The organism is Azospirillum sp. B510, from assembly GCF_000010725.1.
GTDB classification, from domain to species: domain Bacteria; phylum Pseudomonadota; class Alphaproteobacteria; order Azospirillales; family Azospirillaceae; genus Azospirillum; species Azospirillum lipoferum_B.
Genome location: NC_013856.1, coordinates 509,111 through 523,859 on the forward strand (window position 1 = coordinate 509,111; position 14,749 = coordinate 523,859).

11 protein-coding genes are annotated in these 14,749 nt (G+C 68.3%); 6 read left to right on the top strand and 5 right to left on the bottom strand.

Annotation, left to right across the window (positions count from 1 at the left end; translation table 11 throughout):
- Positions 1–366 precede the first annotated feature (366 nt).
- The gene (locus tag AZL_RS23645) at positions 367–2,280 is read left to right on the top strand and encodes a methanol/ethanol family PQQ-dependent dehydrogenase (RefSeq protein WP_371304243.1); all 1,914 of its coding nucleotides are present in this window, start codon (positions 367–369) and stop codon (positions 2,278–2,280) included.
- Positions 2,281–2,371: 91 nt separating this feature from the next.
- Positions 2,372–3,037 (top strand): pentapeptide repeat-containing protein, encoded by a 666-nt coding sequence (locus AZL_RS23650; RefSeq protein WP_012976967.1) that lies wholly within the window; start codon positions 2,372–2,374, stop codon positions 3,035–3,037.
- A 29-nt stretch (positions 3,038–3,066) separates the two neighbouring features.
- Here AZL_RS23650 and AZL_RS23655 read toward each other — a convergent pair whose 3' ends face one another.
- The 3 genes from AZL_RS23655 to AZL_RS33905 form a co-directional block, all read right to left on the bottom strand.
- Positions 3,067–3,282, bottom strand: a complete 216-nt coding sequence (locus AZL_RS23655) for a hypothetical protein (protein ID WP_042445155.1) — start codon at positions 3,280–3,282, stop codon at positions 3,067–3,069.
- A 3-nt stretch (positions 3,283–3,285) separates the two neighbouring features.
- On the bottom strand, positions 3,286–5,205 hold the full coding sequence (locus tag AZL_RS23660) for a ferrous iron transporter B (RefSeq protein ID WP_012976968.1): 1,920 nt from the start codon (positions 5,203–5,205) through the stop codon (positions 3,286–3,288).
- 137 nt (positions 5,206–5,342) lie between these two features.
- A complete protein-coding gene (locus AZL_RS33905; protein ID WP_086935462.1) occupies positions 5,343–5,711 on the bottom strand; it encodes a FeoA family protein in 369 nt (122 codons plus the stop codon).
- A gap of 778 nt (positions 5,712–6,489) precedes the next feature.
- Here AZL_RS33905 and AZL_RS23670 point away from each other — a divergent pair.
- The 4 genes from AZL_RS23670 to AZL_RS23685 all read left to right on the top strand — a co-directional run bounded on the left by AZL_RS23670 (position 6,490) and on the right by AZL_RS23685 (position 11,620).
- Complete coding sequence (locus AZL_RS23670; protein ID WP_247894439.1) at positions 6,490–7,992, top strand: MFS transporter; 1,503 nt, start codon at positions 6,490–6,492, stop codon at positions 7,990–7,992.
- Positions 7,993–8,081: 89 nt separating this feature from the next.
- The gene (locus AZL_RS23675; protein ID WP_042445159.1) at positions 8,082–9,236 is read left to right on the top strand and encodes an alpha/beta fold hydrolase; all 1,155 of its coding nucleotides are present in this window, start codon (positions 8,082–8,084) and stop codon (positions 9,234–9,236) included.
- 11 nt (positions 9,237–9,247) lie between these two features.
- Complete coding sequence (locus AZL_RS23680) at positions 9,248–9,886, top strand: histidine phosphatase family protein (RefSeq protein WP_012976972.1); 639 nt, start codon at positions 9,248–9,250, stop codon at positions 9,884–9,886.
- 54 nt (positions 9,887–9,940) lie between these two features.
- Positions 9,941–11,620 (top strand): methyl-accepting chemotaxis protein, encoded by a 1,680-nt coding sequence (locus AZL_RS23685; protein WP_148219600.1) that lies wholly within the window; start codon positions 9,941–9,943, stop codon positions 11,618–11,620.
- Positions 11,621–11,740: 120 nt separating this feature from the next.
- Here the strand turns inward: AZL_RS23685 and AZL_RS23690 are convergent, their stop codons facing one another.
- Both AZL_RS23690 and AZL_RS23695 read right to left on the bottom strand, forming a co-directional pair.
- Complete coding sequence (locus tag AZL_RS23690; RefSeq protein WP_012976974.1) at positions 11,741–12,898, bottom strand: hypothetical protein; 1,158 nt, start codon at positions 12,896–12,898, stop codon at positions 11,741–11,743.
- 32 nt (positions 12,899–12,930) lie between these two features.
- Entirely contained in the window at positions 12,931–14,184 is a 1,254-nt protein-coding gene (locus AZL_RS23695; RefSeq protein WP_012976975.1) for a polysaccharide pyruvyl transferase family protein, read from the bottom strand.
- Positions 14,185–14,749 lie beyond the last annotated feature (565 nt).

Here is a 14,749-nt window from a genome sequence, read left to right on the forward strand (position 1 = left end):
TCTTGGGCGCGATCGGGAAAAAATCCCGTGCGATCCAGGATATCGCCATGGCCGGGGTTCAAGAAGTTCTTCCCCGGATTGTCGAATGGCACGGAAAGTCAGCTGAAGAGACTATTGGGGCCGGCAAGACAGGGGCTGTGCGCCGGGCGGGATGCACAGACCGATTTCAAGAAGTCCTGCCGCCCAGGAAGCAATGGTCTTCCGGCACGACATCGTCACGCGCGGCCTTTCCCGGACCCGGAGGCGGTACAGCCTCCCGCCGTTCCGGCGATGGGATTGGCCGGCGTGACGGTCTCGCCGCACGGCTCCGCAGCCGGGCGCCGACAAAACGAACATCGCATCGCGGTCAATCAACGGGGGAAACGCATGACACTTTCGTCCTACAGCATGCCGGCGGCCTTGACCGGTGCCAAGCGGCGCCGGTCCCGCACGCTTCATCTGGCCGGCATCTCCGCCATCGCCGCCGCGCTGTTCCTGGCCGCCGCACCGGCGGCGCCGGCCTCGGCCTCCGAGGTCACCTGGGACGCCATCGCCAACGACGCGAAGAACCCCGGCGACGTGCTGATGTACGGCATGGGGGTGGAGGGCAAGCGTTTCAGTTCGTTGAACCAGATCAACGCCGAGAGCGTGTCGCGCCTGGTCCCCGCCTGGTCCTTCTCCTTCGGCGACGAGAAGCAGCGCGGCCAGGAGACCCAGGCGCTGGTCCATGATGGGGTGATCTACGTCACCGGCTCCTACTCGCGCCTGTTCGCGCTCGACGCCAAGACCGGCAAGCGGCTGTGGAGCTATGCCCACCGGCTGCCCGACGACATCCGCCCCTGCTGCGACGTGGTCAACCGCGGGGCGGCGATCTATGGCGACAAGGTGTTCTTCGGCACGCTCGACGCCTCCGTCGTCGCGCTGAACAAGGATACCGGCAAGGTCGTCTGGAAGAAGAAATTCGCCGACCACAAGGTCGGCTACACCATGACCGGCGCGCCCACCATCGTGAAGGACCAGAAGACCGGCAAGGTCCTGCTGATCCACGGCTCGTCGGGCGACGAGTTCGGCGTGGTCGGGCGGCTGTTCGCCCGCGATCCCGACACCGGCGAAGAGATCTGGATGCGTCCGCTGGTCGAAGGCCACATGGGCCGGCTGAACGGCAAGGACAGCACGGTCACCGGCAGCGACAAGGCGCCCTCCTGGCCGCGCGACAAGGACGGCAATCTGGTCGAGGCCTGGAACCATGGCGGCGGCGCGCCGTGGCAGAGCGCCACCTTCGACATCGAGACCAACACCATCGTCATCGGCACCGGCAACCCGGCGCCGTGGAACGGCTGGGCGCGCTGGCCCGGCGACAGCCTCTACACCTCCGGCCAGGCCTATGTCGATCCGACCACCGGCGAGCTGAAGGGCTTTTACCAGCACACGCCGAACGATACTTGGGATTTCTCCGGCAACAACGAGCTGGTGCTGTTCGACTATACCGACGCGTCGGGCAAGACGGTGAAGGCGACGGCGCATGCCGACCGCAACGGCTTCTTCTATGTCACCGACCGCATCAAGCTGGCGACGGCCGGCGGCGAGCCGAACAAGCCCGACAGCGTGCTGGCCGCCTTTCCCTTCGTCGACGGCATCACCTGGGCCAAGGGCATCGACCTGAAGACCGGCCGCCCGATCGAGAATGAGGGGCAGCGTCCGCCCCTGCCGGTGGAAGGCGAGAAGCGCGGCAAGCCGGTCGAGGTGTCGCCGCCCTTCCTCGGCGGCAAGAACTGGAACCCGATGTCCTACAGCGAGGACACCAAGCTGTTCTACATCGCCGCCAACCATTGGAAGGAGGATTACTGGACCGAGCATGTCGGCTACAACCCCGGCTCCGCCTATCTCGGCATGGGGTTCCGCATCCACAAGATGTTCGACGACCATGTCGGCAGCCTGCGGGCGTTCGATCCGAAGACCGGCAAGATCGTCTGGGAACACAAGGAGGAGCTGCCGCTGTGGGCCGGCACGCTGGCGACCGCCGGCAATCTGGTCTTCACCGGCACCGGCGACGGCTTCGTCAAGGCCTTCAACGCCAAGAGCGGCGAGGAGCTGTGGCGCTTCCAGACCGGGTCGGGGATCGTCTCCTCGCCGATCACCTGGGAACAGGACGGGGTGCAGTATGTCGGCATCACCACCGGCTATGGCGGCGCGGTGCCGCTGTGGGGTGGCGATCTGGCCGACCTGACCACGCGCGTGACCCAGGGCGGCTCCTTCTGGGTGTTCAAGCTGGCCGACGTGAAGGTCTCCAGCAGCAAGTGAGCGGGTTCGGGTCCCCCATGGACCAGGGCGATCGTGTTTCATCCCCTCTCCCGCCCAGGGAGAGGGCGATCTTTCCTCGGGAGGCATCATCATGACGTCGCACAGCAAGAGCATGCGGACCAAGAGTTTCAGCCGGTTCCTGGCCCTGGCCGTCGGACTCGCGGCGCCGTCCGCCCTGGCGGCGGAGATGGAGACAGCCGCCGTCCCCGCCTCCGTCGAGGAGGCGGCACAGCCGATCGGCGGCGGCGAGGAGGAGCGGGCCAGCGTCGTCGACGGCTGCGCGCTCGGCCCGCGCATCGTCTGTCCCAACCTGGATCTGCGGCATCGCAACCTGCGCGGCCTGTCACTGGCCGGGGCCGATCTGCATGGGGCGAACCTGATGCGGGCGGACCTGCGCAAGGCCGACCTGCGCGGCGCCGACCTGACCGGCGCCATCCTCGACGGCGCCGACCTGCGCACCGCCTTCCTTCAGGGGGCGCGCCTGTCGGGGGCGCGGCTGCGCGGCGCCAATCTGGAATTCGCCCGCGCCACCGGCGCCGACTTCACCGGCAGCGACTTGACCGCCGCCAATCTGGAGGCGATCCGCGCCGACAAGATCAATCTCGCCGGGGCCAGCCTGGAAGGGGCCAATCTCCAGGAGGCGAAGATGGCCCTGTCCAACCTGTCCGGCGCCAACATGGACGGGGCCAAGCTGCGCTTCGCCATCTTCCAGGACGCCTTGATGACCGGGTGCCGGTCCTGCCCGCCCGGTTGGTGATCGGGCCGGTGATCAAAAGCGGGACACCGTCAGCGGGGCCGGCCCCGCTTCGGCCCGCCTCCATGCGCTCCCGCCGCCTCGCAGCCGCAGCAACCGCCGGCGCAACCGCCGCCCGCCCGCGTGGGGACCGGGCGTCCGGCGAGCCAGCGCAGGCGGTCGCGCAAGGCCGCCGGCAGCAGCAGGGTCCAGGCCACCCAGGCGAAGGCGGCGGCGACGATCAGCCCGACGAGAAGGCTCTCCATCATGGTTCAGCCTCCCAGCAGGGCGGTGGAGAGCCGGAAGGTGACGAAGGCGGCGCCATAGGCCAGCGCCGTCATGTAGACGATCATCACCAGCATCCAGAACCAGCTGTTGGTCTCCCGCTTCACCACCGACAGGGTGGAGACGCATTGCGGGGCGAACACGAACCACGCCAGCAGCGACAGCGCCGTCGGCAGGCTCCAGTCCGCCGCCAGCACCCCGGCCAGCGAGCCGGACAGCGCGTCCCCGGTCTCGCTCAGGGCATAGACGGTGCCCAGCGCCGCCACCGCCACCTCGCGCGCCGCCATGCCCGGCACCAGCGCGATGGCGATCTGCCAGGTGAAGCCGATGGGGGCGAGCAGCGGCGCCAGCGCATGGCCCAGCATCCCGGCGAAGCTGTAATCGATGGCCGGACCCGCCGCCCCGTCCGGCGCCGCCGGGAAGCTGCCGAGGAACCACAGCAGGATCATGATGGCGAAGATCACCGTGCCGGCGCGGGCCAGGAAGATGCGCGCCCGTTCCAGCAGCCCCAGCAGGACGTCGCGCGGGCCGGGCAGCCGGTAGGAGGGCAACTCCATCAGCAGCGGTTCGCGCGCACCCTTGAAGATCGTGCGTTTCAGCACGAAGGCGACGGCCAGCGCCGACAGGATGCCGGCGGCATAGAGCGCGAACATCACCAGCCCTTGCAGGCCGATCATGCCGCCGGCCACCGTCCGGTTGGGGACGAAGGCGGCGATGATCAGGGTGTAGACCGGCAGCCGGGCCGAGCAGGTCATCAGCGGGGCGATCATGATGGTGGCCAGCCGGTCGGCGCGGTTCTCGATGGTGCGGGCGGCCATGATGCCGGGAACCGCGCAGGCGAAGCTGGACAGCAGCGGGATGAAGGCGCGGCCATGCAGCCCGACCCCGCCCATGAGCCGGTCGAGCAGAAAGGCCGCCCGCGCCATGTAGCCGGTGGATTCCAGCATCAGGATGAAGAAGAACAGGACGAGGATCTGCGGCAGGAAGATCACCACGCTGCCGACCCCGGCGATGATGCCGTCGGTGAGCAGGCTTTTCAGCAGGCCGTCGGGCAGGGCGGCGCCGGCGGCGGCCTGGACCCAGCCCAGCCCCTTGTCGATCATATCCATCGGCACCGCGGCCCAGGCGAACACCGCCTGGAACATCAGGAACAGCACCAGGAACAGGAAGGGCAGGCCGATGGCCGGATGCAGCAGGGCGGCGTCGATGCGCCGGGTGGCGAGCGACGGGCGCCCGGCATCGCGGAGTGCGGCGGCCAGGATGCCTTCGACCTCCTGGTGATAGGCGCGCAGGTCCCGCGCCGAAGGCTCGCTCCAGCCGCAAGGGGCTGAATCCGGGGCGGGGGCCGGCGCGAGGTCCGCCGCCAGCGCCGTCATGCTGCGGTCGATCTGGTCGAGCAGTCCGGCGACGCCGGTGCGCCGGATCGCCACCGTCGGCACCACCGGGACGCCCAGCGCCGCCGACAGGGCCGCCGCGTCGACGCGGCAGCCGCGCGCCTCGGCGACATCCATCATATTGAGCGCCAGGATGATCGGGCGGCCGAGCTTCCGCAACTCCAGCACCAGCCGCAGATGCAGGCGCAGATTGGTGGCGTCGGCGACGCAGACCATCACGTCGGGCGGCGCCTCGTGCCGGAAGCGGCCGAGCACGACGTCGCGCGTCACCTCCTCGTCGGGGGAGCGGGCGCGCAGGCTGTAGGTGCCGGGCAGGTCGACGATCTGCACGCGGTTGCCGGCCGGGCTGACGAACTCGCCGATCTTGCGCTCGACCGTGACGCCGGGATAGTTCGCCACCTTCTGGCGGGCGCCGGTCAGGGCGTTGAACAGGGCGGTCTTGCCGCAATTCGGGTTGCCGACCAGCGCGATGCGCGGCGGGACGGCGGGACTGGACAGGATTGTATCGGACATCGCGGAAACTTCTCCGCCAGGAGGAGGGGCGACGCCTGGAGTCTGTCCGGTGCCCATTGAAGCACCGGACAGGCTCCAGGCTTTCGGTTTTTCGTGTGATTCACGTTTCAAGCGATGCCGCTTGAAACGATCACACTCTAGGCCAGCGTCACCAGAATGGCGTGCGCCTCGGCCCGGCGCAGGGCCAGGGTGTGGTCGTCGATGCGCACCGCGAGCGGATCGGCGCCGGGGAATCCCTCATGCAGGATCTCAACACGGGCGCCTTCGATCAGGCCCATCTCGATCATGCGGCGTTCCAGCTCGCCCGGCGGCAGCGGGGTGGAAATGGCGGTCTCGTCGAGACCGGTCACCACCGCGCGCTGTCCCTTGCGCAACGCGCCGAGGCGATAACCGCTATCCCTGACCGGCGGAGGGTCCGCGGTGCCGCCGGGTGCCGGGCCAGGCAACCGGCCGGTGGTTACGGACGAGGTGGTGGCGTCAGCGGAGCTTGGCGGGAGCAGGGTCATCGGGGGGAACACTCATAGGGGGCACGCCTGCGGAGGGTGTGCGCTTCGCGGCGACGGCCGCTGCCTCATAGTTCTGCGAATCACTTTCATTAGCGATGTGGCGAAGCGTCGCGGAACGATATCCCCCGCCTGGCGGGAGGACGGCGCATCGGCATTTTCCCGTCGATTGACGATGAATTTTTCATGTTCGCCGGTGGTCGAAGCTGGTGGCTCCGCGCTGTCCTCATTCCGGCATTCCCGGATTTTGTGAAATTCCAATGCCGTTTCCAATCCAGAATGGCAAGGCTCGACCTTTGTTGCGCTGCAACCAAGATGCGTATTGGTTTGGTGGAAATCGCGATTGGCGAAGCTGAACTCACTTGAATGGTCGAAAACAGATGCGAACCCCCCGTGATACCGCACATAATCCGATTAAAATCTGATATATCATCAAATTTTACAGACTATTGCTTACATCAGCATGTCAAACATAGCGGATTTAAAAATATATGATCCATTAGCGGAAAATTTAATTTTCCTCGCAATTTCGGTTTACCAATTCTTTGGAGTTAGGAACTAAGTTTCGACTCTCTCCCACAAAGCGGTTGTGTCGCTGGAGTCGCCAATGCAACCAAATTCAGTTGCGCATCCGCGTGTGTCTCTGCCCATTGTGATCATCTTCTGTATTTGCATGTTTTCTTATCTGATTTTTGAAAAATTTTACGGAACTGTTGGGTCGAAGCTTGGACTTGATGCCGCACAGGTTCTGGCAGCGACCATCCGCGACCAAATGGCGATCATGGCCATCGCCGTCGCGGCGATGGCCGCGGCCGCGGGGCTGCTGTCGCCGTCCCTACTGCGGGCGGCCGGCGCCACGCCGCTGCGGGCTTTGACGATGGTGGCGGCGGCGGTGCTGGTCTTCGGTGCCGCGTCCCTGCCGTCGCTTGTCGGGCGGCTGCCGGACGGCGCGGCGCAGGACTTCCTCTCCGACGCGGCGGTGCTGCTGGCCGTCTGTCTTCTCCTGGTCTTCGAAGGGTTGCTTCTTCTCGCCACCCGGCGGCGGCCGGGGGAGACCGGTGGCGGGACGGCGGCGGTGGGCGCCATGCGCGCCGCCCTGTTCCTCTTCATGCTGGCGGAGGAGTTGTCGCGCTCCTTCCTGCCGCTCTACGCCCGCGATCTCTACATCCCCGTCGCCGGTCTGTCGGACACGTTGATGATGGGGCTGCCGATCGGGCTGTTCATGGCCCTGGTCGCGGTCTTCACGCCCTTCGCCGGCGCCTGGGCCGACCGGTTCGGCAGCCGCCGCACGCTGATGCTCGGCTCCCTGCCGGCGGTGGCGGGATTCGCCGGGACGGCGATGGCCGGGTCGCTGGCGGAGCTGTTGCTGTGGCGCGGTGCCTGCGCGCTCGGTTACGCGGTGATGTTCATCGCGGCGCAGGGTTTCATCGCCCGCCATACCCCGGCGGACCGACGGGCGCGCGGCATGGCGCAGTTCGTCGCCGCGGTGATCGTGGCCGGCCTGTGCGGCGCGCCGCTGGGCGGCATCCTGGCCGACCAGTTCGGCTATCGCGCCACCTTCGCCGTTTCGGCGTTGCTGGTCCTGGTCGCGGTGGCGGCGGTGACGCTGCTTCCGGCCGACCGGCAGGGGGACCGGGCGCAACGCCGCCGCGTCCGCATGGGTGACGTGAGGGCGCTGCTGGCGAATTCCCGATTCCTGGCACTGCTGCTGTTCTCGTCGGTGCCGACGAAGCTGATGCTGACCGGATACCTGTTCTATCTCGTCCCGGTGTCGCTCCATGCGGCGGGCGAGACGCCGGCCGGGATCGGCCGGCTGATGATGATCTATGGACTGATGATCGTCCTGCTCGGCCCCTGGGTGTCGCGGATGGCCGACCGGACCGGCCGCCACGCCTTCTTCGCCGGGCTGGGCGGGCTGGTCGGCGGGGCCGGCACCCTGGCGATCCTCCAGGAGCCGGGGGTGCCGGGACTGCTGATCGGCATCGCCGCCCTCGGCATCGCCCACGCGCTCAACAACGCCACCCAGCTGGCGCTGGTGCCGGAGGTCTGCCGCGCCGACTGCGCCCGCATCGGCGACTCCAGCGTCTTCGCGGTCTACCGCCTGCTGGAGCGCGGCGGTTCGGCGGTCGGTCCGCTGCTGGCCGCGGCGCTGGCCGACCGTTTCGGAATTCAGGCCGCGCTGGTGGCGCTGGGCCTGCTCGGCATGCTGTGCGGCGCCGCCTTCTGCGCCGTCTTCCTGCTGGCCTCCTCCAGCCCGTCCGCCGCCGAGGGAGCCGCCCGATGACGGCTCCGGCATCACGCCCCGCGCGGTTCCCTCCGCCACCCTCGCCGCTTTCGACACCCCACCCATCGATCACGGAGGCTTCGACGCCCATGCCTGACCAGATGCTCGTGGAACCCGTTCGGACCATGCCCACCCTGTCCTTCGCCGGAGAGAGCCTTGCCATCGCCGGCCGCCACGACCGGCCGATGGAGGCGCTGCGCGCCACCCTGGACGCGCTCGGCGTCGGATCGGCGGAGGAGATGAGCTGGAAGACCTACGAGACGATCATGCGGGTCATCGAACCGCTGATCGGCGCCGGCCACCGGCTGCGTCATTTCGACTATACCCACTGCGCCACCCTCCAGCCCGGCACGGTGGAGCGGCTGCGCAACGACTACAGCATCCGCCTCGCCTATACGGAATGGGGCAGCCCGGACAATCCGGCCATCCTGTGCCTGGGCGGCATCGCCAATTCGGCGCGACGCTTCGACTATCTCGCCCGCGCGCTGTCGCGCCATTACCATGTGCTGTGCCTGGATTGGGCCGGGCGCGGGCGCAGCGGCTGGCTGGCCGACCAGTCGGACTACAGCTTCGAGAGCAACGTCGCCCAGGTGCTGGCGCTGATCCGGCACAAGCGTCTGGGTCCGGTCACGCTGCTGGGATCCTCGCTGGGCGGCAGCGTCGCGATGCGGGTGGCGGCCGAGGCGCCGGAGCTGGTCGACCGGCTGATCCTGAACGACATCGGCCCCTTCATCCCGACCGAACGCCGCCGCCGCCGCGCCGAATCGGTCGCCCGCCACTATGTCTTCCGCGAACCGGCGCAGATGTTCCGCCGCACCGGGGCGGCCCAGAAGAATGACGGGCCGGTCGACGACACCGTTCTGCTGCACAACAGTTTCCACCAGACCCGCTGGTCGGAGGAGAATGGCGGCCGGGTCTATCGCCACGACATCCGCGCGCTGCAATGCTACCGCGACGGCGCCGCCCAGGATCATGACCAGTGGGACGACTGGCGGCTCGTCGCCTGCCCGGTGCTGCTGGTGCACGGCATGATGAGCGACGCCCTTCAGGAGACCACCATCGCGCGGATGATGGGGCGGCCGGGGACCAGCGTCCTGCATGTGCCGGACGTCGGCCACACCCCGACCTTGAGCGACCCGCTGCATATCGGCGCCCTGGCCCGCTGGATGGCGGACCGCCATGCCCTGCCGGTGGAAAGCACCATCGGCTGGAGCGCCGGCGCCGCGCGCATCCTGTTCCGCTGAGGGGTTTGGCGATGACCGACGGCTTCCATTTCGTCCGCCATGGCGAGACCGACGACAACCGGCGCGGCGTGCGCTGCGGCGGCGACCGCGACGTGCCGCTGACCGACCGCGGGCTCGAACAGGCGCGGGCGGCGGCGGAGCGCTTCCGCCGTTCGGGCCGGCCCTGCGGTCTGGTGGTGGCCGGGCCGCTGCGGCGCACCGTCGCCACCGGCGCCCTGTTCGCCGAGCTGCTCGGCGTTCCGCTCGTCCGGCGCGACTGGCTGCGCGAGCGCGGCCTGGGGGAGTGGAACGGCCTGTCCATCGAGCAGACCCGCCCCTGGTTCGCCGCCGGGCGGACGCCGCCGGGCGGGGAAGGCGAGGAGGTCTTCGCGGCCCGCGTCCTGGACGGCGTCGATGACCTTGCCGACGGGCCCGACGGCCTGCTGGCGCGCCGGCCGCTTCTGGTCGGCAGCAAGGGGATCGGCCGCATCCTGCTGCACCGCCTCGCCGGACGGCCGGGCGTGGAGCTGGGGAATTGCGAGGTCGTGGCCTTCACCCGTCCGCCCGCCCCGCCGGGCGGGCGGTGGCGCTGCGATCCGCTTGAGGCGCCGCCCGCCACCCATTGCCCGCCGCCCGCTGTCCGGCCCGAGCCGGATGCGGTCGAACACTGAATTGATGCGCGGATGCCGCGCGAAGTCGCATGGATCCGGAGGAGGAGAGGGGCGATGAAGCTCAAGATTGGTACGCGGCTCATGCTGCTGGTGTTCGGTGTGGCGCTGCTCAGCACGCTGGCCGGAGCCACCGTCCACCTGACGGGGACGCGCACGAACCTGACCGAACAGCGCAAGGCCAAGGTCAAGGAGATGGTGGAGGCCGCCGCCTCCGTCGTCGCGCTGTATGGCGAGCAGGAGAAGGCCGGCAAGCTGTCGCGCGCCGAGGCGCAGGAGCGCGCCCGCGACGCCGTGCGCTCCATGCGCTATGGCAATGGCGAGTATTTCTTCGTCTATGACTATGCAGGCGTCAGCCTGGTGCATGGCCTGCGCCCGCAGGTCGAAGGCAAGAACCTGCTGAACCTGAAGGACCCCGACGGCGTCCCCTTCAACATGCAGATGACCGAGGCGGCCAAGGCCGGCGGCGGCTTCGTCGTCTTCCGCCACAAGCGCACCGACGATGCCGAGCCGTCGCCGAAGATCGCCTACGCCGCCGGCTATCAGCCCTGGCAATGGATGATCGGCACCGGCGTCTACACCGACGACGTCGACGCGGAGTTCCGCGTCCGCGTCTGGCGCGAGCTGGAGGTGTCGCTGGTTCTGCTGGCGATCAGCGTCGGCATCGGCATCTGGGTGTCGCACGGCCTGTCGCGTCCGCTGCTGGCGATCCGCGATGTGCTGGGCCGCATCGGCGGCGGCGATCTCGCCGCCGATGTTCCCCATGCCGGGCGTCCGGACGAGATCGGCGACATGGCCCGCGCCGTGGCCGGTCTCGCCACCACCCTGCGGGCCGCCCGCGACGAGAGCCAGCGCGCCGAGCTGGAGCGCGCCGCCCGCGACCTCCAGCGCGAGCGCCTGTCCGCCCGCGCCGCCGAGTTCGCCCGCGCCATGGACGAGGTGGTGGCGACGCTCAGCACCACCACGGTGGACCTGCATGACCGCACCGCCGCCCTGACCAGCGACGCCGCCAGCACCACCGACGAGGCGCATGCCGCCGCCGGCGCGGCGCGGGGCGCCTCCGACAGCGTCGAATCCGCCGCCCAGGCCAGCGAGGAGCTGCGCAGCTCCATCGCCGAGATCAGCCGTCAGGTGGAAAGCGCCGCCCAGACCGCCTCGCGCGCGGTGACCGAGACCGCCAACACCACCGGCATCGTCACCGGCCTCGCGTCCGCCGCCGAACAGATCGGCGCGGTGGTGGAGCTGATCAACTCGATCGCCGGCCAGACCAACCTGCTGGCGCTCAACGCCACCATCGAGGCCGCCCGCGCCGGCGAGGCCGGCAAGGGCTTCGCCGTCGTCGCCAGCGAGGTCAAGAGCCTCGCCACCCAGACGGCGAAGGCGACGGAGGACATCCAGGCCCAGGTCGGTGCGATCCGGGCGGCGACGGCGAACGCCATCAGCGCCATCGAAGGCATCGCCAGCCTGATCACCAACCTCAGCGGACTGAACGGCGAGGTAGCGTCGGCGGTGCAGCAGCAGGAGGCGGCGACCCACCAGATCTTCGCCAACGCCCGCACCGCCGCCGACAACTCCCGCCGCGTCACCAGCAGCGTCGGGTCGCTGTCCTCGACCATGACCGTCACCAGCGAGCGGATGCGTCTGGTGTCCTCCAGCGTGGAGAATGTCTCCGAACAGTCGGAGCGGCTGAAGGACGAGGTCCAGCGCTTCGTGGCGGAGGTGAACGCCGCCGCCTGACCGGAGATGCCCGGCGGGCCATGGGGGTGGCTTCCAGCGGTTCAGGCCGCCGGGGGCCGCCCCTTTTCCGTTTCCGGCCCCATTTCCGGCCCCACTTCCGGTCGCGTTTCCAGCGCTGTCTCAGCCCTTGCCGCCGTCGATCGCCACCGGCAGGCGGACGAGGTCGCGGTTCCAGGTGATGCGGCATTTGTCGAGGTTGAGCCGCGTCATGTAGACATAGGCGGTCTTGCCGGCGTCCCCGAAATTGCGGTCCCGGCTGGCGGGATCGAGCAGGGCGGGATAGTCGAAGGCCGCCGCGTCGCCGCAATCATGGCGGAACAGCAGCGGGGCCGCCCACAGAAGCGCCGGTTTCGACCAGCTCAGCAGATCCGGCGAGGTCGTGGTCCAGATGCCGGTCCGCCCGTCGCGGCTCATCGCCAGCGTGGCGATGAAGAGGCCGCTGGCGCGGTGGCGGACGACGCTGCGCACCGTGCCTTGCAGCATGTCCGGGGCGACCGGGGCGCAGACATGGCGTTCCGGCGTATCGCCGTTGCGGATCTGGTCGTCGCGGACGAAGCGGACGGAGAAGGATTTGCCGTCCCAGCCGCGCCAGGACCGCGGGTCGGCGAGGTTGTCGCTACGCATCAGGCAGGCGCCGCGCTGTTGCGCCCCGAACCGCTCGGCCCAGAGGAAGGCGTACCAGTGGTCGCCATCGCGGATGATGTTGCTCGGCGCGAAATAGCCGCTGCGCTGGCCGATGTCGCCGCTGTAGGGATAGGGCAGCGTCGCCACCGTGTGGTTGGGCGGAGCGGCGCTCAGCCGGAAACTCGCCCCGCCGTCGGTGGAGACCGCGGCGGTGATGCTGTTGCGCCAGCAGCGCATATATTGGCCGGACGGGCAGAGCGCCCGCCGCTTGTCGGCATGGAACTCGTTGCTGACCAGGGCGAACACGCTGGTGCCGTCCGGTGTGTGGAAGGAGGAGATCCAGCTGCGGTCGTCATGCAGCCGGGGATCGTCCTGTCCGTGGCCCTGGAAGATCACCGCGCAGTTCGGCCGCAGGGCGTCCAGCGACGGGCCGGTCAGTGCCCGCGCGGTGGCGTGCGTGGCGATCAGATGCACCGTGCCGCCGGCATCGCGGAAGGCGCGCGCCGGGGTGTCCGGCGCGTCGCTCTCGCCGCAGGCGTCGCGCCGCCAGGAGGTGACCGTTTCCGGCTCCCCCGTCTTGGTGATGGTCAGGGCCTGGGCGGGCACGACGGCCAGGCCCAGCGTCAGCGCGAGGGCCATTGTGCGGCGGAGCATGGCGGCCGTTCCCAGTCCCGTTTCCCGTCCCGTCACTTGCCGGTCGCGATGGATTTCAGGAAGGGTGCCGGTTGCAGCCGGTTGGCGATCAGGAAATCGAGATAGCGGGCGGCCGACTCGGCGCGGTGACGGTCGTAGGCATCCGGATCGAACGCGATCAGCGACTTCAGCCGGCCGCGGGTCAGCGGCATCGTCAGGTCGGCGGCGTCGGCATAGGGCACGCCGGTGTTCTCGCACAGCTCGCGCGTGCGCGAATCGATGGTCACCGTCAGGCCCATCCGCTCCGCCTGGATCGCCAGGGCGACGCCGTGATAGCGGCAGCCGATGGTCAGATCCTGCTGGCGCAGAGTGTCCATCCAGGCCGGCACGTCATAGTAGGAGCGCATGTAATTCCGGCACCAGGCCTTGAACTCCCCGAACGAATAGTGCGGCACGGTGTGGCGGTGGATTTCCGTCAGCGCATGGGGGTCGATGCCGTCGAACAGCCCGCGCGAGGCGCGGATCATCTCGCCCATCGACTGGACGATGTATTGGCCGGGCGCCAGCGGATCCATCATCAGGGCGATCAGCTGATGCTCGATCTCCCGCGTCTTGACCCAGGCCTGATGGCCGCCGGCCACCGTGATCGAGCGCGGCAGGTCGAGCGCCGACCAGTTCGCGTGGATTTTCCGCCCAAGCCCCGGCGCCTGGTTGAGGAAATGCGACGGGCAGCCGCCCGGCAGCGACCCGGCGATGCCGAGCTTGTCCAACTGCGCCGTGGTGTAGGCGCCGCGGGTGTAGATGTTGGTGGAGCAGGCGGAGGCGGGATTCGACGCCGCGATCACCTGGGCCCAGCGCAGCGTGCCGGGGCTGAGCTCGATGTCGTGGTCATAGCTGTTGGCCTGGGCGCCAAGGCCGATGGCGACGATGGGCAGGCCCGATTTCTCCAGATTTTCGGCCATCTGGCCGTAATCGGTGTGGCGGCCCAACTGGTTGGCGCAGGGAATGACGATGATGTCGGCATTGTTCCGCAGCGTTTCCGCCGAGGAGCCCCAGCTGAAGTGCTTCACCGGATTGGTGATGTGGCTACAGATCGAATGGACGAAGGCGAGGTTGCCGTTGTTGTGCCCGATGCCGTTGAAAAGGTCGTCGAACGCGGCGTTCGAATAGAGACCCAGGTTCGGCGTCTTCCACAGGACAGCGACGCGCAGAGGCTGGGACGACGCGCTGCCGGCGGTCTGTTCGGACGTCCGGCCGGAAGAGTGCGGCCGGTCGACAGGGGTATCGATGACGATGTCTTCAAGCATGTCGGCTCTAGCCTCGGATCGGTGGATGCCGGATACATATCGACGGTAAGCGAAGGCGACAGGAATTCGCAAGTGACATCCTGAGAATCATCCGAGGAATTGAGGTCATGACTGTAAATGTATTTTCAATATAATCTATATATTGATCTTTGTTTGCATTGTTCTGATTTTTATAATTAACGTCTTTGCAAGATCATTCGAATTTCGATGGATATTCCCTGCCGGCAGGGATGGGGTTGAAAAGGGAACCGCGCCACCCCATTTCCAGCTTCGGCCCCGGAAACCGATGCCTGGACCAAGCTCCAACCAGGGTGCCAGGAAAACTCACCTGGGCGCCCCTTTAACTTTTTGTGAAAATTCCTACATGGAGTCAGTTGCGCCGTTGATGGCGCCGACCCGGGTGGTATGATCGTCGCCTTGAAGATACTTCTTTTTCCATCGGTCCGGCCACGCTGACCGCGTGGCCCGTCAGTTCCGCTCCGGCCTTGCGGCGTGTTGGCTGCCGCGGCCCCTTCCCCGGTCGCGGCGCCGCCCGCGGGGCCGGAGAGGGCCCCTTTCACCCGTC